The organism is Pseudomonas sp. A125 (genome assembly GCF_055409485.1).
Genome location: NZ_JBUZVP010000009.1, coordinates 177,416 through 199,201, shown reverse-complemented (window position 1 = coordinate 199,201; position 21,786 = coordinate 177,416). Strand labels below are relative to the sequence as shown.

Annotated in this window: 23 protein-coding genes and 1 tRNA gene; 6 read left to right on the top strand and 18 right to left on the bottom strand. The window is 60.2% G+C overall.

All coding sequences use genetic code 11. The annotated features are described in order from the left end of the window. Nucleotides 1–305: 305 nt before the first annotated feature. From ychF to ACZRN6_RS14830, 8 genes are all read right to left on the bottom strand, one after another. A complete protein-coding gene (gene ychF, locus ACZRN6_RS14865) occupies nucleotides 306–1,406 on the bottom strand; it encodes a redox-regulated ATPase YchF (RefSeq protein ID WP_322143243.1) in 1,101 nt (366 codons plus the stop codon). Nucleotides 1,407–1,429: 23 nt separating this feature from the next. Then, complete coding sequence (gene pth / locus ACZRN6_RS14860) at nucleotides 1,430–2,014, bottom strand: aminoacyl-tRNA hydrolase (RefSeq protein ID WP_322143244.1); 585 nt, start codon at nucleotides 2,012–2,014, stop codon at nucleotides 1,430–1,432. Between the two features lie 165 nt (nucleotides 2,015–2,179). After that, on the bottom strand, nucleotides 2,180–2,779 hold the full coding sequence (locus tag ACZRN6_RS14855; protein ID WP_322143245.1) for a 50S ribosomal protein L25/general stress protein Ctc: 600 nt from the start codon (nucleotides 2,777–2,779) through the stop codon (nucleotides 2,180–2,182). A gap of 136 nt (nucleotides 2,780–2,915) precedes the next feature. Next, complete coding sequence (locus tag ACZRN6_RS14850) at nucleotides 2,916–3,857, bottom strand: ribose-phosphate pyrophosphokinase (RefSeq protein ID WP_003208392.1); 942 nt, start codon at nucleotides 3,855–3,857, stop codon at nucleotides 2,916–2,918. Between the two features lie 45 nt (nucleotides 3,858–3,902). Then, a tRNA-Gln gene (locus tag ACZRN6_RS14845) sits at nucleotides 3,903–3,977 on the bottom strand. A gap of 36 nt (nucleotides 3,978–4,013) precedes the next feature. Then, on the bottom strand, nucleotides 4,014–4,865 hold the full coding sequence (ispE, locus tag ACZRN6_RS14840; RefSeq protein ID WP_464008287.1) for a 4-(cytidine 5'-diphospho)-2-C-methyl-D-erythritol kinase: 852 nt from the start codon (nucleotides 4,863–4,865) through the stop codon (nucleotides 4,014–4,016). 1 nt (nucleotide 4,866) lies between these two features. Next, entirely contained in the window at nucleotides 4,867–5,484 is a 618-nt protein-coding gene (lolB, locus tag ACZRN6_RS14835; protein ID WP_063033130.1) for a lipoprotein insertase outer membrane protein LolB, read from the bottom strand. A gap of 4 nt (nucleotides 5,485–5,488) precedes the next feature. Then, nucleotides 5,489–7,213 (bottom strand): tetratricopeptide repeat protein, encoded by a 1,725-nt coding sequence (locus tag ACZRN6_RS14830; RefSeq protein WP_322143247.1) that lies wholly within the window; start codon nucleotides 7,211–7,213, stop codon nucleotides 5,489–5,491. A 274-nt stretch (nucleotides 7,214–7,487) separates the two neighbouring features. Here ACZRN6_RS14830 and hemA point away from each other — a divergent pair, with 274 nt between their 5' ends. The 6 genes from hemA (at nucleotide 7,488) to ACZRN6_RS14800 (ending at nucleotide 12,853) form a co-directional block, all read left to right on the top strand. Further along, a complete protein-coding gene (gene hemA / locus ACZRN6_RS14825; protein WP_008432265.1) occupies nucleotides 7,488–8,777 on the top strand; it encodes a glutamyl-tRNA reductase in 1,290 nt (429 codons plus the stop codon). Continuing rightward, nucleotides 8,774–9,856, top strand: a complete 1,083-nt coding sequence (prfA, locus tag ACZRN6_RS14820; protein WP_322143248.1) for a peptide chain release factor 1 — start codon at nucleotides 8,774–8,776, stop codon at nucleotides 9,854–9,856. The genes hemA and prfA overlap by 4 nt, the downstream gene beginning before the upstream one ends. Then, nucleotides 9,857–10,684, top strand: a complete 828-nt coding sequence (prmC, locus tag ACZRN6_RS14815; protein ID WP_322143249.1) for a peptide chain release factor N(5)-glutamine methyltransferase — start codon at nucleotides 9,857–9,859, stop codon at nucleotides 10,682–10,684. It abuts the gene before it with no gap. Then, entirely contained in the window at nucleotides 10,681–11,436 is a 756-nt protein-coding gene (locus ACZRN6_RS14810; protein ID WP_464008286.1) for a molybdopterin-synthase adenylyltransferase MoeB, read from the top strand. The genes prmC and ACZRN6_RS14810 overlap by 4 nt, the downstream gene beginning before the upstream one ends. Next, a complete protein-coding gene (murI, locus tag ACZRN6_RS14805; protein ID WP_322143251.1) occupies nucleotides 11,429–12,223 on the top strand; it encodes a glutamate racemase in 795 nt (264 codons plus the stop codon). Before ACZRN6_RS14810 ends, murI begins: the two co-directional genes overlap by 8 nt. 111 nt (nucleotides 12,224–12,334) lie before the next feature. Beyond that, a complete protein-coding gene (locus tag ACZRN6_RS14800; protein WP_322143252.1) occupies nucleotides 12,335–12,853 on the top strand; it encodes an acyloxyacyl hydrolase in 519 nt (172 codons plus the stop codon). A gap of 134 nt (nucleotides 12,854–12,987) precedes the next feature. On the opposite strand, the gene ACZRN6_RS14795 is transcribed toward ACZRN6_RS14800, so the two are convergent. Genes ACZRN6_RS14795 through ACZRN6_RS14750 form a run of 10 tightly spaced genes read right to left on the bottom strand, consistent with a single transcriptional unit; the run spans nucleotide 12,988 to nucleotide 21,681 of the window. Beyond that, complete coding sequence (locus ACZRN6_RS14795; protein WP_003208416.1) at nucleotides 12,988–13,293, bottom strand: YkgJ family cysteine cluster protein; 306 nt, start codon at nucleotides 13,291–13,293, stop codon at nucleotides 12,988–12,990. A gap of 54 nt (nucleotides 13,294–13,347) precedes the next feature. After that, nucleotides 13,348–13,839: a DUF2878 domain-containing protein gene (locus tag ACZRN6_RS14790; protein ID WP_322143253.1), complete on the bottom strand. Its 492-nt coding sequence runs from the start codon at nucleotides 13,837–13,839 to the stop codon at nucleotides 13,348–13,350. Further along, nucleotides 13,832–15,103, bottom strand: coding sequence for a class I SAM-dependent methyltransferase (locus ACZRN6_RS14785; protein ID WP_464008285.1), 1,272 nt, complete (start codon nucleotides 15,101–15,103; stop codon nucleotides 13,832–13,834). The genes ACZRN6_RS14790 and ACZRN6_RS14785 overlap by 8 nt, the downstream gene beginning before the upstream one ends. Then, entirely contained in the window at nucleotides 15,090–15,896 is an 807-nt protein-coding gene (locus ACZRN6_RS14780) for a DUF1365 domain-containing protein (RefSeq protein WP_322143255.1), read from the bottom strand. Before ACZRN6_RS14780 ends, ACZRN6_RS14785 begins: the two co-directional genes overlap by 14 nt. Then, a complete protein-coding gene (locus tag ACZRN6_RS14775) occupies nucleotides 15,893–17,140 on the bottom strand; it encodes an NAD(P)/FAD-dependent oxidoreductase (protein ID WP_464008284.1) in 1,248 nt (415 codons plus the stop codon). Before ACZRN6_RS14775 ends, ACZRN6_RS14780 begins: the two co-directional genes overlap by 4 nt. Then, nucleotides 17,137–17,919 carry an SDR family NAD(P)-dependent oxidoreductase gene (locus ACZRN6_RS14770; protein WP_322143257.1) on the bottom strand — a complete coding sequence of 261 codons (783 nt, stop codon included), beginning with the start codon at nucleotides 17,917–17,919 and terminating at the stop codon, nucleotides 17,137–17,139. Before ACZRN6_RS14770 ends, ACZRN6_RS14775 begins: the two co-directional genes overlap by 4 nt. Then, nucleotides 17,916–18,338 (bottom strand): nuclear transport factor 2 family protein, encoded by a 423-nt coding sequence (locus tag ACZRN6_RS14765; protein WP_464008283.1) that lies wholly within the window; start codon nucleotides 18,336–18,338, stop codon nucleotides 17,916–17,918. Before ACZRN6_RS14765 ends, ACZRN6_RS14770 begins: the two co-directional genes overlap by 4 nt. Beyond that, entirely contained in the window at nucleotides 18,331–19,776 is a 1,446-nt protein-coding gene (gene phrB / locus ACZRN6_RS14760; protein ID WP_464008282.1) for a deoxyribodipyrimidine photo-lyase, read from the bottom strand. The genes ACZRN6_RS14765 and phrB overlap by 8 nt, the downstream gene beginning before the upstream one ends. Further along, nucleotides 19,777–20,706, bottom strand: a complete 930-nt coding sequence (locus ACZRN6_RS14755; RefSeq protein ID WP_464008281.1) for a MerR family transcriptional regulator — start codon at nucleotides 20,704–20,706, stop codon at nucleotides 19,777–19,779. Nucleotides 20,707–20,709: 3 nt separating this feature from the next. Beyond that, nucleotides 20,710–21,681, bottom strand: a complete 972-nt coding sequence (locus ACZRN6_RS14750; RefSeq protein WP_464008280.1) for a YbgA family protein — start codon at nucleotides 21,679–21,681, stop codon at nucleotides 20,710–20,712. Nucleotides 21,682–21,786 lie beyond the last annotated feature (105 nt).

Below are 21,786 nucleotides of genomic sequence, written 5' to 3'. Positions count from 1 at the left end.
TAAAAAGTGTGATGTAGATGTTTGCCGTGTGCGAAAAATTGAAGTGCGCCCGTTAAAGAATATTCAAGTAAGCGCTACTTGAAATTGCCTCGTTATAAGCCGGAATAATCTTAAAGTTAGCGAGAATTGTGTCTGTATATGCTTTTTCAGAGGGCGTCGTTTAACGTTGCTGCGTGTACTGACAGGGAAAAAGAGTTAATGGATGTTGCTGGAAGGGTATTGCTTAACAGGCAGAACCATCGCCCACAAAAAAGCCGATGCATGGCATCGGCTTTTTGTTTTGCGGCATAGGCCGCAGGTGATGCTTACACGTTAAAACGGAAGTGCATCACGTCGCCATCCTTGACGATGTATTCCTTGCCTTCCAGGCGCCATTTACCGGCTTCCTTGGCACCGGCTTCACCCTTGAACTGGATGAAGTCGTTGTAGGCGATGACTTCGGCGCGGATAAAGCCTTTTTCGAAGTCGGTGTGGATCACACCAGCGGCTTGCGGGGCTGTGGCGCCGACCTTGACGGTCCAGGCGCGTACTTCTTCAACACCGGCGGTGAAGTAGGTCTGCAGGTGCAGCATTTCGTAGCCGGCACGGATCACGCGGTTCAAGCCAGGCTCTTCCAGGCCCAGGGCCTCGAGGAACATGTCTTTCTCTTCGCCGTCTTCCAGCTCGGCAATTTCCGCTTCGATCTTGTTGCACACCGGAACAACGATGGCGCCTTCTTCTTCGGCAATGGCCAGGACCACGTCGAGCAGCGGGTTGTTCTCGAAACCGTCTTCAGCCACGTTGGCGATGTACATCACCGGCTTGGTGGTCAGCAGGTGGAAGCCCTTGATCACGGCCTTTTCGTCGGCGCTCATGCTCTTCATCAGGCTGCGTGCCGGCTTGCCCAGGGTGAAGTGAGCAATCAGCTGCTCCAGCAAGGCTTTCTGGACCACTGCGTCTTTGTCGCCGCCCTTGGCGTTACGCGTGACCTTTTGCAGTTGCTTCTCGCAGCTGTCGAGGTCGGCGAAGATCAGTTCCAGGTCGATGATCTCGATGTCGCGTTTCGGGTCGACGCTGTTGGAAACGTGAATCACGTTCTCGTCTTCAAAGCAGCGGACCACGTGAGCGATGGCATCGGTCTCACGGATGTTGGCGAGGAACTTGTTGCCCAGGCCTTCACCTTTCGAGGCGCCGGCTACCAGGCCTGCGATGTCGACGAACTCCATGGTGGTCGGCAGGATGCGCTTTGGATTCACGATGGCCGCCAGGGCGTCCAGGCGTACGTCGGGCATCGGCACGATACCGGTGTTCGGTTCGATGGTGCAGAAGGGGAAGTTCTCCGCCGCAATACCGGATTTGGTCAGGGCGTTGAACAGGGTGGACTTGCCGACGTTAGGTAGGCCGACGATGCCGCAATTGAATCCCATGGTGTTTCCCCTCGGGTAAAGAGTCAGGCCTTCTGGCTGTGCAGGTTTTTCATCGCACGGTTCCATTCACCGGCGAAGATATCCGGCAGCACGCCGAGGGCAAAATCGATGCTGGCATCGAGTTTTTCCTGTTCGGCGCGTGGCGCACGACCCAGGACGAAATTTGAAACCATACTGGCAACGCCCGGGTGGCCAATGCCAAGCCGCAAGCGGTAAAACGTATTCTGATTGCCCAACTGCGCGATGATGTCGCGCAGGCCATTATGCCCGCCATGGCCGCCGCCTTGCTTGAGCTTGGCAACGCCGGGTGGCAGGTCAAGTTCGTCATGGGCCACCAGGATTTCTTCGGGTTTGATCCGGAAGAAGCCCGCAAGCGCCGCGACAGCCTGGCCGCTGCGGTTCATGTAGGTGGTGGGAATCAACAGACGAACATCCTGACCCTGATGCGAAAAGCGCCCGGTCAGGCCAAAATATTTGCGCTCGGCCGTAAGGTTTACACCTTGGGCGGCGGCGATGCGCTCAACAAAAAGGGCCCCCGCGTTATGCCGGGTCTGTTCGTATTCGGCGCCTGGATTTCCCAGGCCAACGATCAGTTTAATGGCAGTCACGACAGGGGCCCTTCCTTTGGAGTTGTGGATAACATCGCCGTGGGTGCGGCGAAAGTGGACGACAAACGCTTATCAACCGTTAGAGGCCAACTTCGCATTCTCGCCCGCTTTCTCGCTACGTTCCGGTCCGCGATGTTTCCTCAAGCTCCGGCATTACAGAGTAAATTACTCTGCAGCGCCTTCTTCAGCTTCTGGTGCAACGCGTGGAGCGTGTACGTTTGCAACAGCTTTGTCATCACCGTGAGCCAGTGCAACAAACTCAACGCCTTTAGGGGCCTTGAGGTCGGACAGGTGGATGATGTCGCCGATTTCAGCAGCCGACAGGTCGACTTCGATGAACTCAGGCAGGTCTTTCGGCAGGCAGCTAACTTCGATCTCAGCGGTAACGTGCGAGATTTCGCCGCCTTTCTTGATCGGAGCAGCTTCACCAACGAAGTGCACAGGCACGATAGCGGTCAGTTTCTGACCGGCTACTACGCGAACGAAGTCAGCGTGCAGCACGTGGCCTTTAGCTGGGTGACGTTGCAGTGCCTTGATGATGACGTTCTGCTTGGAGCCGCCAACGTTCAGCTCGATGATGTGGCTGTAGGCCGCGTCGTTTTCGAGCAGTTTGGCAACTTCTTTGGCCAGCATGCTGATGGATTCAGGGGCTTTGTCGCCACCGTAAACTACAGCTGGAACCAGGCTTGCGAGACGACGCAGGCGGCGGCTCGCACCTTTCCCCAGGTCGGAACGCAGTTCAGCATTCAAAGTAAAATCGTTCATGTTGTATCTCCAAAATAACCACATTCGCCCTAGCGTTTGCGACCAGCGCTAAAGGCGATATGGGCAAAAAAGCCCCGCCCCAACAGAATGCTGGGGCGGGGCGCTTTTCGTCAGGTTGATGCCTAAGGTGTGACCCTTAACGGAACATCGCGCTGATCGATTCTTCGTTGCTGATGCGGCGAACCGCTTCGGCGACTACCGGTGCGATATCCAGTTGACGGATACGCGAACAGGCTTGAGCTGCAGCGGACAACGGGATGGTGTTGGTCACCACCAGTTCGTCCAGCATTGAGTTCTCGATGTTCTCGATCGCTCGGCCCGACAGCACAGGGTGTGTGCAGTAGGCGAAGACTTTTGCTGCACCGTGCTCTTTCAAGGCTTTCGCCGCGTGGCACAGGGTGCCGGCGGTGTCGACCATGTCATCAACCAGAATACAGGTACGCCCTTCGACATCACCGATGATATGCATCACTTCAGAGTGATTGGCTTTCTCACGGCGTTTGTCGATGATCCCGAGATCAACGCCCAGGGATTTGGCAACAGCCCGTGCACGCACGACGCCACCAATGTCCGGGGACACGATCATCAGGTTTTCAAAGCGCTGGTCTTCGATGTCATCCACCAGAACGGGGGAGCCGTAGATGTTATCTACCGGAATATCGAAGAACCCCTGGATTTGGTCAGCGTGCAGGTCAACCGTGAGAACACGGTCGATACCTACCACGGTCAGCATGTCAGCAACGACTTTCGCGCTGATAGCTACACGTGCGGAACGCGGACGGCGATCCTGACGGGCATAACCAAAGTAAGGGATTACAGCTGTGATTCGAGTCGCTGAGGAGCGGCGGAAGGCATCAGCCATCACGACGAGTTCCATCAGGTTATCGTTGGTCGGAGCGCAAGTCGGCTGAATAATGAAGACGTCTTTACCGCGGACGTTTTCATTGATCTCGGCTGTAATTTCGCCGTCGGAGAATTTACCGACAGAGATGTCACCGAGAGGGATATGCAGCTGACGTACAACACGCCGAGCCAGATCGGGGTTGGCATTCCCCGTAAAGACCATCATCTTGGACACGCGCAGTACCTAGAGGCTGAGGGTAACCTGGATGAGTATAGAAAATGGCAGGGGCGGCTGGATTCGAACCAACGCATGGCAGGATCAAAACCTGCTGCCTTACCGCTTGGCGACGCCCCTGTATCTGTTGCAACGAGTACCCAGTACTCGGTTCCTTTAGAGCAGACTTTGCAGCTTGCGATGCAACATCGAAACGTTGCTTCCCTTTGCTACAAACCCTGTAAGGGTCTCTGTAAGAAGGGCCGAGACTTTATCAGCTTCAGCTTTGCTTGGGAAGCCCCCAAACACACAACTTCCAGTTCCGGTTAATTTTGCTTCGGTAAAATTACCTAACAAATTCAAAGCGTTACGTACATCTGGATAACGCCTTGCTACAACCGGTAAGCAGTCATTTCGACTGTTTCCCTTGGGAACGGGGCGCACTTTAATGGGAGGAGAGTTACGTGTCAACAGTGGATCTGAAAAAATTTCTGCTGTACTTACAGATACTTGCGGAACAAGCACGACATACCACGGCTCTTCGGGGTCTACAGGGGTGAGTTTCTCCCCCACGCCCTCGGCAAAAGCGGCGTGCCCACGCACGAAAACCGGGACGTCCGCACCCAGTGTCAGGCCCAGCGCCGCCAGGCGATCGTGGTCCCAAGCCAGTTGCCACAAGTGATTCAAGCCGAGCAACGTCGTCGCGGCATTCGAGCTGCCGCCACCGATGCCGCCGCCCATGGGCAGGATTTTTTCGATCCAGATATCGATGCCCAATGGGCAACCGGATTGTTCCTGAAGTTTTTTCGCGGCCCTCACAATCAGGTTGCTGTCGTGAGGCACGCCTTCGAATTCGGTGTGCAGTTGAATCACGCCGTCATCGCGAACGGCGAAAGTCAGCTCATCGCCGTAGTCGAGAAACTGAAAAATAGTCTGCAACTCGTGATAGCCGTCTTCACGGCGACCGAGAATGTGCAGCATCAAATTCAGTTTGGCCGGGGAGGGCAGGGTCAGCCGTTGCGTGGTCATGTCACTGCCCCAGCTTGCGCGGTTGCCAGTCCTTGATCACCAGCGTGACGTCAAGGTCGGTGCCATGCAGCTTGATGCGCTCAGGCAGCCAGTAACCGTTCTGTTGCACATAGCTCAGGTACTCGACCTGCCAGCCATCCTGCTCCAGCGATGCCAGGCGGCTGTCGCCATTGAGGCTCAGGCGGCTTTTGCTGTCGGGTGCGGGAAGGCCGCGCACCCACCACACCAGATGCGATACGGGGAGTTTCCAGCCCATCTGTTCTTCCAGCAGGGCTTCCGGCGTCGGGGCCTCAAAGCGGCCCTGGTTGGCCACTTCCAGGCTGACCTGGCCCGGTCGGCCGGTCAGGCGCGCGGCACCACGGCCCAGCGGGCCAGACAGGCGAATATCGTAGTAGTCCTGGCGTTGCAGCCAGAACAAGGTGCCGCTGCCCGAATCCTTCGGCGCACGAATACCGACCTTGCCTTCAATCTGCCAGCCATCGAGGCTGCTCAGTTGATCCTTGTGCTGCTGCCATTGCGCCGGGTTGCCCGGGCCTTCGACAGATTCACGGGTGCCAAGGCCCGAACAGCCGGCGAGCAGGGCGATAAAGCTGAAAACGATGACGTGGCGCAAAAACATAGAATTAAAGGGTCTCGGATCCGGTCAGGCGCTTGATGGTGCTGCGCAGGATTGGGCTTTCGGGCTGTTCCTTGAGGAACTTCTCCCAGATTTGTCGCGCTTCACGCTGCTTGCCATTGGCCCAGAGCACTTCGCCCAGGTGCGCGGCCACTTCCTGGTCGGGGAAGCGCTCCAGCGCCTGGCGCAGCAAGCGTTCGGCTTCATCCAGGTTGCCCAGGCGGTAATTCACCCAGCCGAGGCTGTCGAGTACGGCCGGGTCTTCCGGGTTCAGCTGGTGAGCCTTTTCAATCAGCTCCTTGGCTTCGGCGTAACGCGTTGTACGGTCGGACAAGGTGTAACCCAGGGCGTTCAGTGCCATGGCGTTGTCCGGGTCACGCTTGATGATCAGGCGCAGGTCTTTTTCCATCTGCGCCAGGTCATTGCGTTTTTCCGCCTGCATGGCGCGGGTGTACAGCAGGTTCAGGTCGTCGGGGTATTGCAGCAGGGCTTGCTGGAGGATTTTCCAGGCGCGGTCGCCCTGCTTGTTGGCCGACAAGGTCTCGGCCTGGATCAGGTACAGCTGAATCGCGTAGTCCGGTTCGGCATCCCGTGCGGCAGCCAGGCGTTTTTCCGCCTCGTCGGTGCGGCCGTTGTTCATCAGGATGTCGGCCTGGCGCAGTTGCGCCGGCAGGTAATCATTGCCGGGGCCGACCTGGGCGTATTCAAGCAGCGCGGCCTGCGGGTCGTTGCGCTCTTCAGCGATACGGCCCAGGTTCAAGTGCGCTGAATCCACGTGGCTGTCGCGGGCGATCAAGTCTTCCAGGTAACCCTTGGCCTCATCCCATGCCTTGGCTTCCAGGCACACCAGCGCCAGGGAATAACGCAGTTCATCATCGTCCGGGTATTGCTGGACGAGGTTGGCGAACTGCACCTTGGCGTCTTCCATGCGGTCCTGTTCAACCAGCATGCGCGCATAGGTCAGCAGCAAGCGCTTGTCGCCCGGGTACTTCTTGATGCTTTTTTCCAGCAGGGGAATCGCTTCCTTGCCGCGATTGAGGTTTTGCAGCAGGCGGGCACGCAGCAGGATCGGCGCGATTTCGCCATCCTCCGGCGGGTGTTGCTCCAGCAGCTTCAGGGCTGCCTCGGGCTCATCGTCCTGTTGCAGCAACAGCGCCTTGCCGAAAATCAGCTGGCTGTTGTTCGGGTGTTTTTGCAGCAGGCGGTCGAAACTCTTCATCAGGCCGTTGCGGGTGTCCTGATCGGTGTCGGCAGCCGACAGCGCGAGAAAGTCGAAATGCGTGTCGCCCTTGCCCTGCAGAACCTTCTCCATATACACCATGGAGTCGTCATAGCGCCCGGCGCGCGCCAGCTGAATTGCCGCCGCACGTTGCGCCTCGAGATCGTCCGGGGCGTTTTTCGCCCAGATCAGCGAGGAATCCAGGGCCGCCTGATCGGCGCCCAGGTACTCGGCGATGCGAAACGCCCGCTCCGAAATCCCCGGATCCTGGGTATTAATGGCCTGGGTCACGTAGTTATCCAGGGCAATGTCGAAACGATTGCGCTGGCCGGCCAGCTCCGCGCTCAACAGACTGAAGATCGTCTCTTCACTGAACGAGGAATAAACCTTGGGCTTTTCAGGGGCGGGGGTGCTGTCTTCTACCGGCGGCGTACCGTCCGGCGACACGGGTGCCATGGCCTGGCAGCCGCTGAGGAAGACAAAAGCAAGGAGCAACGCGGAAGATCTATTCATATAGGAAGAGGACGACTAACCTGCGGTCGGATCATCATGACACAAGCCTTCGGCCAAACATAACCGTGTAGGAGCGAGCTTGCTCGCGAAGAACCAGAGGACAACGCGTTTTATCCCGTAAGCCAGCGTTATCGTTTACGACCATCGCGAGCAAGCTCGCTCCTACAGATGGCCTTTATAGGCGTAAGCTACTAGGACAATAGCCTACGGTGGTTGTTCTGAATCATTCGAAGTAGGACAATTGTCGGCTTCCCGACATCATCAGCGATATTGAATGGCCTTCCTTGCACTCGGTATTAACCACAAGACTGCTTCTGTAGACGTGCGCGAGCGCGTGGCTTTTACGCCCGAGCAGTTGGTTGAGGCCTTGCAGCAGCTCTGCCGGCTCACCGACAGTCGCGAAGCTGCGATCCTTTCGACCTGTAATCGCAGCGAGCTCTATATAGAGCAGGAACATCTCTCAGCGGATGTGGTGCTGCGCTGGCTGGCCGATTACCACCATTTGAGCCTCGATGAGCTGCGCCAAAGCTCATATGTGCACGAAGAGGATGCGGCAGTTCGTCACATGATGCGCGTCGCTTCCGGGCTGGATTCGCTGGTGTTGGGCGAACCGCAGATTCTCGGCCAGATGAAATCGGCCTACGCCGTGGCCCGCGAGGCCGGGACCATCGGCCCGTTGCTGGGGCGCTTGTTCCAGGCCACCTTCAATTCTGCCAAGCAAGTGCGCACCGACACCGCCATCGGTGAAAACCCGGTGTCCGTGGCGTTTGCCGCGGTCAGCCTGGCCAAACAGATTTTCAGTGACTTGCAACGCAGCCAGGCCCTGCTGATCGGCGCCGGCGAGACCATCACCCTGGTCGCCCGTCACCTGCATGAACTGGGCGTGAAGCGCATCGTCGTCGCCAACCGTACCCTGGAACGCGCCAGCATCCTGGCCGAGCAGTTCGGTGCCCATGCGGTGTTGCTTTCCGACATCCCGGCCGAACTGGTGCGCAGCGATATCGTCATCAGCTCCACCGCCAGCCAGTTGCCGATCCTCGGTAAAGGCGCGGTGGAAAGCGCCCTTAAACTGCGCAAGCACAAGCCGATCTTTATGGTGGATATCGCGGTTCCCCGGGATATCGAGCCTGAAGTTGGCGAGTTGGACGACGTTTACCTCTACAGTGTCGACGACCTGCACGAAGTGGTCGCCGAAAACCTCAAGAGTCGCCAGGGTGCTGCCCAGGCCGCCGAGGAAATGGTCAGCACCGGCGCCGACGATTTCATGGTGCGCCTGCGTGAATTGGCGGCGGTAGACGTGCTCAAGGCCTACCGTCAGCAAGGCGAACGCCTGCGCGACGAGGAATTGATCAAGGCCCAGCGTATGCTCGCCAACGGCAGCAGCGCCGAAGACGTGCTGATGCAACTGGCGCGCGGCCTGACCAACAAATTGCTGCACGCTCCCAGTGTTCAGTTGAAAAAGCTTACCGCTGAAGGCCGCCTCGATGCGCTGGCCATGGCCCAGGAACTCTTTGCCCTCGGTGAGGGCGCGACAGAAAGCTCTTCGGATAAAAAACCGCAATGAAAGCGTCACTGCTCAATAAACTGGACGTCCTTCAGGACCGTTTCGAAGAACTGACCGCCTTGCTTGGCGATGGCGAGGTCATCTGCGATCAAACCAAGTTCCGCACCTATTCCAAGGAATACGCGGAAGTTGAACCGATTGTGCGCACCTATACCCAGTTGCTCAGGGTTCAGGCCGACCTCGAAGGCGCCCAGGCGCTGCTCAAGGACAGCGACCCGGACATGCGCGAAATGGCCGTTGAAGAAGTGCGTGAAGCCAAGGACAAGCTGATCGACCTGGAAGGCGACCTGCAACGCATGCTGCTGCCCAAGGACCCCAACGACGGGCGCAACGTGTTCCTCGAAATCCGCGCCGGCACCGGCGGTGACGAGGCGGCGATTTTCTCCGGCGACCTGTTCCGCATGTATTCGCGCTATGCCGAACGTCGTGGCTGGCGCGTCGAGATCCTGTCCGAGAACATCGGTGAGCACGGCGGCTATAAAGAAGTCATCGCCCGGGTTGAAGGCGAGAATGTCTACGGCAAGCTGAAGTTCGAGTCTGGCGTGCACCGTGTGCAGCGGGTTCCGGCGACGGAATCCCAGGGCCGTATCCACACCTCGGCGTGCACCGTGGCCGTGTTGCCCGAGCCGGACGAGCAGGAAGCCATCGAGATCAACCCGGCAGACCTGCGGGTCGACACCTACCGCTCATCGGGTGCGGGTGGCCAGCACGTCAACAAGACTGACTCCGCGATTCGTATCACTCACTTGCCTTCGGGCATCGTGGTGGAGTGCCAGGAAGAACGTTCCCAGCACAAGAACCGTGCGCGGGCCATGTCCTGGCTGTCGGCCAAGCTCAACGACCAGCAGACCAGCGCCGCCGCCAATGCAATTGCCAGCGAGCGCAAGTTGCTGGTGGGTTCGGGCGACCGTTCCGAGCGTATCCGTACGTACAACTTTGCCCAGGGCCGGGTCACCGACCACCGCGTCAACCTGACGCTGTACTCCCTGGACGAAATTCTTGCCGGTGGCGTTGATGCGGTCATCGAGCCGTTGTTGGCCGAATACCAGGCCGACCAGCTTGCGGCGATAGGTGAATAAATGACCATTATTGCCAGCCTGCTGCGCGCCGCCGACCTCCCGGACTCGCCCACTGCGCGCCTGGACGTGGAATTGTTGCTGGCCGCTGCCTTGGGCAAGTCCCGCAGCTACCTGCACACCTGGCCAGAAAAAATCGTCAGCAGCGAAGCCGCACTGACCTTTGCCGACTACCTGCAACGCCGCCGCACCGGCGAGCCCGTGGCCTACATCCTTGGCCAGCAAGGTTTCTGGAAGCTCGACCTGGAGGTGGCTCCGCACACGCTGATCCCTCGTCCGGAAACCGAGATGCTGGTGGAGGCCGCCCTGGAATTGCTGCCGGCCACGCCTGCCAAAGTCCTCGACCTGGGCACCGGCAGCGGCGCGATTGCCCTGGCCCTGGCCAGCGAACGCCCGGCCTGGCAAGTGACGGCCGTCGACCGCGTGCTGGAAGCCGTGGCCCTGGCCGAACGCAACCGCCAGCGCCTGCACCTCAATAACGCCACGGTGCTGAACAGCCATTGGTTCAGCGCCCTCGAAGGCCATACCTACAACCTGATCATCAGCAACCCACCGTATATAGCCGACACCGACCCTCACCTGGTGGCCGGTGATGTGCGCTTTGAGCCGGCCAGTGCACTGGTGGCCGGGCACGACGGCCTGGACGACCTGCGGCTGATCATCGCCCAGGCGCCTGCGCACCTCGACGCTGCAGGCTGGTTGTTGCTGGAACACGGTTACGACCAGGCACCGGCGGTACGCGACCTGCTGCTGGGCGAGGGCTTCGAAGACGTCCACAGCCGCATCGACCTGGGCGGCCACGAACGCATCACCCTGGGGCGCCGCCCGTGATGAATGATCAGGAGCTGTTGCGCTATAGCCGACAGATTCTGTTGCAGCATGTCGACATCGAAGGCCAGTTGCGCCTCAAAAGCAGCCGCGCGCTGATCGTCGGGCTCGGTGGCCTCGGTTCGCCGGTGGCGCTGTACCTGGCGGCGGCAGGTGTGGGTGAGTTGCATTTGGCGGATTTCGACACCGTCGACCTGACCAACCTGCAACGCCAGATCATCCATGACACCGACAGCGTCGGCCTGAGCAAGGTCGACTCGGCGATTCGCCGCCTGAGCGCGATCAATCCTGAAATTCTGCTGCTCGCCCATCGCAGCGCGCTGGATGCCGATTCCCTCGCGGCCGCCGTGGCGGCAATCGATGTGGTGCTCGATTGCAGCGACAACTTCTCCACCCGCGAGGCGGTCAACGCTGCGTGTGTCGCTGCCGGCAAGCCGCTGGTCAGCGGCGCGGCGATTCGCCTCGAAGGCCAGTTGTCGGTGTTTGACCCGCGCCGCGCCGAAAGCCCCTGCTACCACTGTTTATATGGGCATGGCAGCGAGGCCGAACTGACCTGCAGCGAAGCCGGCGTCATCGGCCCGCTGGTGGGGTTGGTCGGCAGCCTGCAAGCCCTGGAAGCCTTGAAGTTGCTGGCCGGTTTCGGCGAGCCGCTGGTAGGAAGGCTGTTGTTGATTGACGCGCTGACCACGCGGTTCCGTGAGCTGCGGGTCAAGCGCGACCCCGGTTGCAGTGTGTGCGGTAGCCAACATGGTTAAGGACGCGCCGATTGGTGTGTTCGACTCCGGTGTCGGCGGCCTGTCGGTGCTGGACGAAATCCAGCGCCTGCTGCCACGTGAGTCGTTGCTGTACGTGGCAGATTGCGGGCACATCCCCTACGGCGAGAAAACCCCGGCATTCATCCTTGATCGCTCGCGACGAGTGGCGCAGTTTTTCCGTGAGAAGGGCGCCAAAGCCTTTGTTATTGCCTGCAATACGGCGACTGTTGCGGCGGTCGCTGACTTGCGCCAGGACTACCCCGACTGGCCGCTGGTAGGCATGGAGCCTGCCGTTAAACCCGCCGCCGCCGCGACCCGCAGTGGCGTGGTCGGCGTGCTGGCAACCACCGGCACCCTGCAAAGCGCCAAGTTCGCTGCCTTGCTCGACCGCTTTGCCACCGATGTACGGGTGATCACCCAGCCATGCCCTGGCCTGGTGGAGTTGATCGAGACCGGCGACCTGGGCAGCCCGGCCCTGCGCCTGTTATTGCAACGCTACGTCGAACCGCTGATTGCCGCCGGTTGCGACACCATCATCCTTGGCTGTACCCACTATCCCTTCCTCAAGCCATTACTCGCCGAGATGCTCGCGCCGACGATCATTTTGATCGATACCGGTGCGGCAGTAGCGCGTCAATTGCAGCGCCTTTTGAGTGATCGCGAACTGCTGGCCACCGGTAATCCGCAGCCTGCTCAGTTCTGGACCAGCGGCGATCCACAGCATCTAAGAAATATCCTACCGACCCTATGGAAATCTCCTGGCGTTGTGCGTAGTTTTGGCGTGTGAAAAAAACGTGAAATAACGCGTTTATCCGCTGAACTTCTGGCTACGCGGCAGCTTCTATAGCAAGTTAGCCGGTACAAAATCATACAACTTCGTTCGGAAAGGATGTTTCTTATGAAGCGCTTATTCTGTTTGGCTGCGATTGCGGCCGCAATGTTGGGGCACTCTTTTACAGCACAGGCGGCGGGCCTGGAGTTTGGAGTGGGGAGCACGAGCGATTCGACCATGACTTATCGGTTGGGGTTGACCTCGGATTGGGACAAAAGCTGGTGGCAGAGCAGCACCGGTCGCCTGACAGGGTACTGGAGCGGTGCCTATACCTATTGGGAAGGTGACGAGCGCGCGGGGGCCAGCAGCCTGTCGTTCGCGCCGGTATTTGTGTATGAATTTGCCGGGGAAAAGGTAAAGCCGTACATCGAAGCGGGGATTGGCGTGGCGGTGTTCTCGCGCACACGTCTTGAAGACAACAACATCGGCCAGGCTTTCCAGTTTGAAGACCGACTGGGCTTTGGCCTGCGCTTTGCCGGCGGGCATGAGGTGGGCATTCGGGCCACCCATTATTCCAATGCCGGGATCAGCAGCAATAACGATGGTGTCGAGAGCTATTCGCTGCACTACACGATGCCGCTGTAACTCTCAAGAACACCGCAAACCCCCTGTAGGAGCTGGCTTGCCAGCGGTGCAGGCACCTCGGTGCATCAGTTACACCGAGTTGATGCTATCGCCGGCAAGCCAGCTCCCACAGTTGATCTATATCGGTTTCAAAATCAGCGATATACCGTCGCAATCCCCTGGCGCTCGTCAATACACTCCGGCGCGCCCATCTCGAATTCCCGGCAGATCAGCGGCCGCTTCTCGTAAATCGTGCACATCATCGTGTCGCGATCCAGCGCCGCGCACCAACCGTCATCCAGGCGCAGCATGACTTCGCCGCCCCAATCGTCGGTATCGATAAAGCGATCAGGCACGCCGGTATCGGTGATCAGCATCACTTCCAACTGGCAGCAGCACGCGGCGCAGGTGGAACAGGTGACGGCGGGTTCGGCGATTTGTGTGTGGGGGATGTTGGTCATAGGCGCGCAGTGTAAGGCAAGCGGCTTACGCGTGTGTGAAAGGCCTGACGGACGTCAGTGTGACAACTGCCTGGCAACCCAGTGCAGCAAGGGGAATATCATCCCCCAGAGTAACGCCAGGCCGATGAAGGTCGGCACGGTGGCGTAGCCGAAACTGACGCCGGCCAATTGGCTGCCCGCGTAATAAGACAGCGGCCCGCCCACTGCGCCCAACAGACTGGCGCGCCACCAGGGCTGTGCGCTCCAGGCCAGGCAATGGCGCAGCGTGGTCGCCAGCAATGCCCACAACAGGATCAGCCACAAAGGCGCCAGCGGCCCGGGCAGGCTGAAATGGAACACCCCAAATGCGCGCAGTGAAGTGTCGATCACTGTGCCTAAAAGGGTGACCGCAAGCATCACCTGGCCCTCCTCTGACCACGAACTTATCCACAGCAGATGGACCGCCAGCACGGCCAATCCTACCAACAGCCACAGGCTATCGCCGCCCAGCACACAGGCAAACCAGCCGCACTGGAACAGCACGGCATTCGCCAGCGGTTTAAGCATCAAAGCGCCCGAGCAACGGTTGGGTCAGCGCCGCCGGCTTGGCCAGGAGCATTTGCGCGGTGCCGATGGTGCGCTCCATAAAGCCGCCTTCGCAGTAGCACAGGTAAAACTCCCACAGCCGCAGGAAGTATTCGTCGTAGCCCATTTCTGTCAGGCGGCCATGGGCGCGGCGAAAGTTCTCGTGCCACAGGCGCAGGGTTCGCGCGTAGTGCAGGCCGAAATCCTCCATGTGCAGCAGGTTCATGTCGGTGTCGCGGCTGATCACCTCCAGCATCTTCTGCACGCAGGGCAGGGCGCCGCCGGGGAAGATGTAGCGCTGGATGAAATCCACACTGTTCTTGGCCTGCTCGTAGCGCTGCTCACGAATGGTGATGGCTTGCAGCAACATCAGGCCGTTGCCCTTGAGCAACTGCGCACACTGTTTGAAATAGGTGGGGAGGAAGCGATGGCCCACCGCTTCGATCATCTCGATCGATACCAGCTTGTCGTATTGCCCGGTCAGGTCGCGGTAGTCCTCCAGCAGCAGCGTCACCTGATTCTGCAAACCCAGGGCCTCGATGCGTTTTTCGGTGTAGGCAAACTGTTCCTTGGACAAGGTGGTGGTGGTGACCTTGCAGCCATACTGCTGCGCCGCGTAAATCGCCATGCTGCCCCAGCCGGTGCCGATTTCCAGCAGGTGGTCCGACGGTTTCAGTGCGAGTTTCTGGCAGATGCGCTCCAGCTTGTTCAGCTGCGCCTGTTCCAGGGTGTCATCGGCGGTAAGGAACTGCGCCGCCGAATACATCATGGTCGGGTCGAGGAATTCTTCGAACAGGTCATTACCCAGGTCGTAGTGGGCGGCGATGTTTTTCTGCGACCCCTTGCGCGTATTGCGGTTGAGCCAGTGCAGGCCCTGGGTGAGGGGCCGTGCCAGTTTGGCCAGGCCGCCTTCGAGTGCATCCAGCACGTCGAGGTTGCTGACCATCACGCGCACTACGGCGGTCAGGTCCGGGCTGCTCCAGTAACCATGGATAAATGCCTCGCCCGCGCCGATGGAACCGTTGGCCGCCACCAGGCCCCACACGGCGGAGTCGAGTATCTGGATTTCCCCCAGCAGGTGCGCTTCCCGTGCGCCGAAGACTTGCCGTTCGCCATCCTCGACCACCACCAACTGGCCGTGGCGCAATTGGCCGAGCTGGCGCAACACCGCTTTGCGCAGCAGCGCAGCGGTCATGCCGTTGACGTTCAAGCGGTTGGATTTGACCGATAAGCTAGGGGATTTCATGGCGGCGATCCTTGGTATACCCGACTGCGGTGCGAGAGGCGCCTTCGGCGGCGTGATGGGGAAAAATCGGCGTGCGTTTAAGCAGCAGGCGCAAGGCCTGCCAGTAAATTGCGAGGCAGGTCTTGGCGGTCATCCACGGGAAGCGCCACAGGTAGCGGTGCAGGCTGGCGCGGTTCAAGGCTTCGCGTTGCAGGCTTAACGTGGCGTCGAAGACTTTCAGCTCGCCCTGCCAGTCGGCCATGTGCACGCCGAGTTTGGCGGCGGGCGGGCTGAAGCTCATGCGGTATTCGAGGTCGCGGGGCAAAAACGGCGAGACATGAAACGCCTTGGCCACGGCGAAGTGCTGATGCTCGCCGGCAGGCAACGCCTGGGCCGGCAGCACGTAGTGATAGCGCTCGCGCCACGGGGTGTTGGTCACTTCACAGAGAATCGCGGCCAGCGTTCCATCGGCCTCGAAACAGTAGAAGAAACTCACCGGGTTAAAGGCCAGGCCCCAACTGCGGGCCTGGGTCAGCAGGCAGATTACGCCCGAGGGGATGCGCCCCAGGGCCTTGCCAACTTCTTGGCGTACGGCATCGGTCAAACTCATGCCGTGACGGGTAAATTCACGCAGGTAGTCCTGCTGGCGAAACGCGAACGGCGCCCAGCGGTCGCCCGCCAGTGGCGACAAGCCGAACACTTCGTTTTGTTCGCTGAGGTCCAGGTACAAAAGGCCGATCCGGTAGCGGAAGGCATGGCCCTTGGGCACAAACCGCCGGTGGGCGATCCAGCCGCTGTACAGGGCGCTGTTCACAGGACTTCCCCGAACGCCTTGGCCACGCGCAACGCGCTGACCACGCCGTCTTCGTGAAAACCGTTGGCCCAATAGGCGCCGCAATAATAGGTGTGCTGCGCGCCATGCAATTCTTCCCAGCGCGCTTGCGCGGCCACGGCGGCCAGGCTGTATTGCGGGTGGGCGTAGGTGTAGCGGGCCAGGACTTTGAGCGGGTTGATCATCGCCGTCTGGTTCAGGCTCACGCAAAAAGTGGTGGCGCTGTCGATGCCTTGCAGGATGTTCATGTCGTAGGTCACGGCGGCCTGTTTTTGCGCACTGCCGTCCAGGCGGTAATTCCAGCTGGCCCAGGCCAGTTTGCGGTCGGGCAGTAACCGGGTGTCGGTGTGCAGCACTACGTCGTTGTCGGCATAGGGCAGGGCGCCGAGGATCTGCTGCTCGGCCAGGCTTGCATCACCCAGCAGTGCCAGCGCTTGGTCGCTGTGGCAAGCGAACACCACTTTATCGAATGGCTCACTGCCGGCGGCGCTGTGGACAACTGCACCGATGGGGGTGCGCTCAACCCGGGTGACCGGGCAATTGAGGCGAATCTTTTCGCGAAACGAGGCGGTCAGCGGCGCGATATATTGGCCGGAACCGCCTTCGATCACGCACCACTGCGGCCGGTTGCTCACCGACAACAAACCGTGGTTCTTGAAGAACCGCACAAAGAATTGCAGGGGAAAGCCAAGCATGTCCGAAAGCGACATCGACCAGATCGCCGCACCCATCGGCACGATGTAATGCTGGATAAACCGCTGGCCGTAGCCGCCGGCCTGCAGGTACTCGCCCAGGGTCATTTCGGCGCTGATGCGTTGCTCTTGCAGGTCCAGCGGCGCCTGGCGGTTGAAACGCAGGATGTCGCGCAACATGCCCCAGAACCCCGGCGACAGGATATTGCGACGCTGGGCGAACAGGCTGTTGAGGTTGTTGCCGTTGTACTCGAACCCGGCGCCCGGGTCGCACACCGAAAAGCTCATCTCGGTGGGCTTGAACTTCACGCCGATCTGCCCCAGCAGCTTGATGAAGTTGGGGTAGGTCCAGTTGTTGAATACGATAAAACCGGTGTCTACCGCATAGCCTTTGCCATCAACCGTGACATTCACCGTGTGGGTGTGCCCGCCGATGCGATCACCGGCTTCGAACAGGGTGATGTCGTGGCGGCGACTGAGCAGATAGGCGCTGGTCAGCCCGGCAATGCCGCTGCCGATAATGGCGATCTTCACAGGTCGTCCTTCTTCGGCGGCGGGCTACGCAGCATGCGTTTGCCGATGATCAGCTTGGCGCGGTTCGGCAGTTTCGACAGCGGCCACATCGCGGCAATGAACAGGGCGGGGAAGGCAATTTCCAATGGGCGGGTTTGCAGCTTGGCGAAAATATGCCGTGCGGCCTTGTCCGCCGGCCAGCTCAAGGGCATGGGGAAATCGTTGCGTGCGGTCAGCGGCGTATCGACAAACCCCGGGCTGACCACGGTCACGTCAATGCCTTCGGGCGACAGGTCGATGCGCAGGGATTCGAACAAGTAACGCAGGCCTGCCTTGGAGGCGCCATAGGCTTCTGCCCTGGGCATCGGCAGGTAGGTCACGGCGCTGGCAACGCCGACCAGGTGAGGTGTATGACCTGCGCGCAACAGCGGCAGGGCGGCCTCGATGCAGTAACTGCTGGCCAGCAGGTTGGTGCGTACTACGTGTTCGATGATCGAGGAATCGAACTGCCGGACGTCCACGTATTCGCAGGTGCCGGCGTTAAGAATTACGGTGTCCAGCGAGCCCCAGGCCGCGGCGATATGCTCGCCGATTTCGCGCACGGTCTGGCTGTTGGTCAGGTCGCCTGCCACCACCAGCACTTGCCCGGGGTACGCCTGCGCGAGCTCGTCCAGCGGCGCTTTGGAGCGGGAGCTGACGGCCACATGGGCGCCGCTGCCGAGCAGCGCCTTGGCCAGCTCGGCACCGATGCCACTGCTGGCGCCGGTCAACCAATAACGCCGTGGAGGTGTAAGGCTCATCCCATTCTCCTTTTCAGCCAACTGACCACGCCGCCGAGGACCGGCACGTGTTCGTACAGCAATGCACCTGCGTCGAAATAATCCCGGTGGCAATACACCTTGTCGCGCCACAGCAAGTGCGAACAGCCTTCGACGCGAATCACCTCACCCTTGGCCAGGCGCGGGTGGCAGAAGCTCATTTTCCAGCGCAGGTAACCTTCGCCTTCTGCCACCTCGTCGAAACCGTGGAAGTCGAAGCGCAACTGGGTGACGTTGTCGTACAGCTCGGCGAAGTAGCGGTGCAGCGCCGGTAACCCGTGCACCTCGTGCAGCGGGTCGGTGAAGCTGATGTCCTGGCTGTACAGGCTGTCGAGCAGGTGCAGGTTGTGTTTGTCCACACTGGCAAAAGCTTGGGCAAACCTGCGCAGGAAATCACTCATGGCTGCCTCCGGCTGCCTGGCGTGAAGGCAGGCTGCGGAAGGCGGCGAGGGCGCGCTCGCGAGACTTTTTCAGGTCGACAATAGGACGAGGATAGTCGGCCACGCCAAACAGGCCGCCCATGGCGTCGGGGTTGTGTACTTCTTTTTTGTTCAATGCCGCCAGTTGCGGCAGCCAGTGCTTGATGAATACGCCTTCGCCGTCGAATTTTTCCGACTGGCTCAAGGGGCTGAAAATTCGGAAATACGGTGCCGAATCGGTGCCGGTGGAGGAGCTCCACTGCCAGCCGCCGTTGTTGGCCGCCAGGTCGCCGTCGATCAGGTGGCGCATGAAAAAGCGCTCGCCCTCACGCCAGTCGATCAGCAGGTTTTTGGTCAGGAACATCGCCACCACCATGCGCAGGCGGTTGTGCATCCAGCCGGTTTCCAGCAATTGGCGCATGGCCGCATCGATAATCGGCAGGCCGGTGCGTGCTTCCTGCCAGGCCTTCAGGTCCTGCGGGCTGTGGCGCCAGGCCACGGCTTCGGTCTCCGGGCGGAACGCGCGATGGCGCGAGACCCGTGGGTAGCCCACCAGAATATGCTTGTAGAACTCGCGCCACAGCAGCTCGTTGATCCAGGTGATGGTGCCCACATCGCCGCTTTCGAATTCACCCTGGTTGCTTTGCAGCGCGGCGTGCAGGCATTGGCGCGGCGAGACCACGCCCGCGGCGAGGTAGGCTGACAGCTGGCTGGTACCAGGTTTGGCCGGGAAGTCGCGTTCGTCCTTGTAGTAGCTGATTTGTGCATCGGCAAACTGGTCGAGACGGTGCCGGGCCTCGGTTTCGCCGGCAGGCCACAGGGCACGCAAGGCTTCGCTCGGCGTGGCAAAACCGTCGACGTGAGCCGGGACCGGGTCGCTTTTGAGTGTGAGCGGCGCTTGTGACTTGGGGGTCGCGACCAGGCGCGGCAAGGCGCTGTGCAGGCGGTTGTAGCAGACCTTGCGGAACTGGCTGAACACCTGGAAATACGTACCGGTCTTGGTCAGGACGCTGCCGGGCTGGAAAAACAATTGGTCCAGGTAACGGTGGAACGTTATGCCCTTGCCTTCGAGGGCCAGGGCCACGGCGGCGTCGCGCTGGTCTTCGTGGATACCGTATTCGTCATTGACGTGCACCGATTCGATCGACAATTGCTCGCACAGGTCAGCGAGAACCTGCGGTGCCTCATCCCAGGTCGAGGCATGGCGGATCAATAATGGGATGTTCAACTCGCCCAGTGCCACGCTCAGGCTATTGAGGTTGCGCAGCCAGAAGTCGATTTTGCACGGCGCGTCATCGTGGGCCAGCCATTGCTGCGGGCTGATCAGGTAGACAGCCGCTGTCGGGCCGCGCTGTGCGGCGGCGGCGAGGGCGGTGTTGTCGTGTAGGCGCAGGTCGGTGCGCAACCAGATCAAGTGCATTTAAATAAGTCCATGCTGGATCAGAGCCTGATGGGCCGACAATGGGTCTTCGGCCAGGAGCAATTCAGGAATGTCTTGGGTTAATACGGTCAGCTCGGCCTGGTGGATGCATACCGTTGGTCCGGTTATCAGCTTTGGGCAACTGAAGCCGCTCAACAGTTTGCCCAGCGCCGGCACCTGGAGTGCCTTGCTCGAATACAGCAGTACCGCGCGCGGTTGCAGGTGTTCGACAGCCAGGGCCAGTTCGCCGGCCGGCAATGGCCAGTCGAAGACCTCCACCGGGCAATCGGCACTGCTGGCCAGCCAGGCGGTAAGCCACAAATGCGGCTCCAGTGGCAGGTCGGAGTGGTTGATCAGCAGAAGCGGCGCGCCGTTGAGCTGGCGGTTGTTGTGGTACATCCGCGCACCGAACTTGCTGCGCAGCCAGGAATAGAAAAACACCCGCTCCATCTGTGCGCCGAACTGGCCTTGCCAGCGCAGTTCAAGCTCCTTGAGCAACGGCAGCAAAAGCTGCTCGCACAAGGTGCGCGGCGGGTACAGCGCCATGGCCTGGTTGAAGGCGTCATCCACCCGGCGCTCGGCCAGTTCGCTGATGGCCTGCAACAGGTGCTGGCGGCGGTTGTGCCATTCGTTTTCCACCGGCGATTCGCTCGTGGTGTGGGCGGTGTCGATCAGGCTCTTGACCTGGCTCACCGGTACGCCGCGGTTGAGCCAGGTCAGGATGGTGTGGATGCGTTGCACATGCTCGGCACTGAACAGCCGATGCCCCTTGGGCGTGCGCTGGGGCACGATCAAGCCGTAGCGCCGTTCCCAGGCGCGCAGGGTTACAGCGTTGACGCCGGTCTGGCGCGCCACTTCGCGAATCGGCAGCCAGCCTTGTTCCAGGGCCTGGGCAATGTCTTCGACAGGTTCTTGCAGGGGAAGAGTCATAGGTTAAATCGCATTACGCAGGCTGAGGTTTTCCGGGTGCGGTTGCAGGTAGGCCTGCTGCGCGATGTAGCGGTCCGGGTGCTGGCGAAAATGGTGCTTGAGCAGGGTCAGCGGCACCACCAGCGGCACGATGCCCTGGCGGTATTGGCCAATGATGGCCTGCATTTCCTGTTTGTCTTCGGCGCTGATGGCTTGCTTGAGGTAGCCGCTGATGTGTTGCAGCACGTTGGTGTGGGTGCCACGAGTGGCGCATTGGGTCAGGGCAGTCATCAGTTCGCTGAAGTAACCCCCGGCCAGTGCGTCAAGGTCGACGTCTTTGCGCATGCTGCCCAGCAGGTTGCCGAGGCTTTTGTAATGCACCGGGCTGTGGGCCATCAGCAGGTATTTGTAGCGCGAGTGAAATTCCAGCAAGCGGTGGCGGGTCAGGCCTTCGGCAAGCAATTGCTGCCAGGTGGCGTAGACGAACACCCGGGTCAGGAAGTTTTCCCGCAGCACTGGGTCATTCAGCCGACCGTCTTCTTCCACCGGGAGATTGGGATGGCGCGCGCAGAAGGCCTGGGCATAGATGCCGCGGCCGCCGCCGTCGATGGGCATGCCGTTGTCCTGATAAACCTTGACCCGCTCCAGGCCACAGGACGGGGATTTCTGCATGAAGATATAGCCGCAGAGGTCGGTGTGTTCCGCGGCCATTTGTTGGCCGTAATCGTCCAGTGGCTGGGTTACGTTGAGTTCGCGGTGCACGGTGCCCACGGCCTGGGGTTTAAGCGGGTCGCCCACCAGGCGAATCGGCTCGCGAGGGATGCCCAGGCCGATGGCGACTTCCGGGCACAGCGGCACGAAATCAAAATAATCGGCGAGCGTCTGGCTGCACAGGTGCGATTGTTTGTGCCCGCCATTGAAGCGCACGTTCTCGCCCAGCAAGCAGGCGCTGATGCCGATTTTCGGTTTGCCGGGGGTGAGCGGGGTGGTGAGCATGGCCAAACCTCGGTGAAATTCCTGTACAGGGCTAAGTTCCTGTACAACTTAATCTCATCATAGGTTTGAAGCTGTACAAGTCAAATAATTTGTACAGGTATTTGC

What these genes read in the sequence shown, in the direction of transcription:
- ychF (WP_322143243.1), bottom strand. Translation starts at nt 1,406, where the DNA reads ATGGGATTCAATTGCGGCATCGTCGGCCTACCTAACGTCGGCAAGTCC.
- ACZRN6_RS14855 (WP_322143245.1), bottom strand. Translation starts at nt 2,779, where the DNA reads ATGAACGATTTTACTTTGAATGCTGAACTGCGTTCCGACCTGGGGAAA.
- ispE (WP_464008287.1), bottom strand. Translation starts at nt 4,865, where the DNA reads ATGACCACGCAACGGCTGACCCTGCCCTCCCCGGCCAAACTGAATTTG.
- lolB (WP_063033130.1), bottom strand. Translation starts at nt 5,484, where the DNA reads ATGTTTTTGCGCCACGTCATCGTTTTCAGCTTTATCGCCCTGCTCGCC.
- ACZRN6_RS14830 (WP_322143247.1), bottom strand. Translation starts at nt 7,213, where the DNA reads ATGAATAGATCTTCCGCGTTGCTCCTTGCTTTTGTCTTCCTCAGCGGC.
- hemA (WP_008432265.1), top strand. Translation starts at nt 7,488, where the DNA reads ATGGCCTTCCTTGCACTCGGTATTAACCACAAGACTGCTTCTGTAGAC.
- prfA (WP_322143248.1), top strand. Translation starts at nt 8,774, where the DNA reads ATGAAAGCGTCACTGCTCAATAAACTGGACGTCCTTCAGGACCGTTTC.
- prmC (WP_322143249.1), top strand. Translation starts at nt 9,857, where the DNA reads ATGACCATTATTGCCAGCCTGCTGCGCGCCGCCGACCTCCCGGACTCG.
- murI (WP_322143251.1), top strand. Translation starts at nt 11,429, where the DNA reads ATGGTTAAGGACGCGCCGATTGGTGTGTTCGACTCCGGTGTCGGCGGC.
- ACZRN6_RS14800 (WP_322143252.1), top strand. Translation starts at nt 12,335, where the DNA reads ATGAAGCGCTTATTCTGTTTGGCTGCGATTGCGGCCGCAATGTTGGGG.
- ACZRN6_RS14795 (WP_003208416.1), bottom strand. Translation starts at nt 13,293, where the DNA reads ATGACCAACATCCCCCACACACAAATCGCCGAACCCGCCGTCACCTGT.
- ACZRN6_RS14790 (WP_322143253.1), bottom strand. Translation starts at nt 13,839, where the DNA reads ATGCTTAAACCGCTGGCGAATGCCGTGCTGTTCCAGTGCGGCTGGTTT.
- ACZRN6_RS14785 (WP_464008285.1), bottom strand. Translation starts at nt 15,103, where the DNA reads ATGAAATCCCCTAGCTTATCGGTCAAATCCAACCGCTTGAACGTCAAC.
- ACZRN6_RS14770 (WP_322143257.1), bottom strand. Translation starts at nt 17,919, where the DNA reads ATGAGCCTTACACCTCCACGGCGTTATTGGTTGACCGGCGCCAGCAGT.
- ACZRN6_RS14765 (WP_464008283.1), bottom strand. Translation starts at nt 18,338, where the DNA reads ATGAGTGATTTCCTGCGCAGGTTTGCCCAAGCTTTTGCCAGTGTGGAC.
- phrB (WP_464008282.1), bottom strand. Translation starts at nt 19,776, where the DNA reads ATGCACTTGATCTGGTTGCGCACCGACCTGCGCCTACACGACAACACC.
- ACZRN6_RS14755 (WP_464008281.1), bottom strand. Translation starts at nt 20,706, where the DNA reads ATGACTCTTCCCCTGCAAGAACCTGTCGAAGACATTGCCCAGGCCCTG.
- ACZRN6_RS14750 (WP_464008280.1), bottom strand. Translation starts at nt 21,681, where the DNA reads ATGCTCACCACCCCGCTCACCCCCGGCAAACCGAAAATCGGCATCAGC.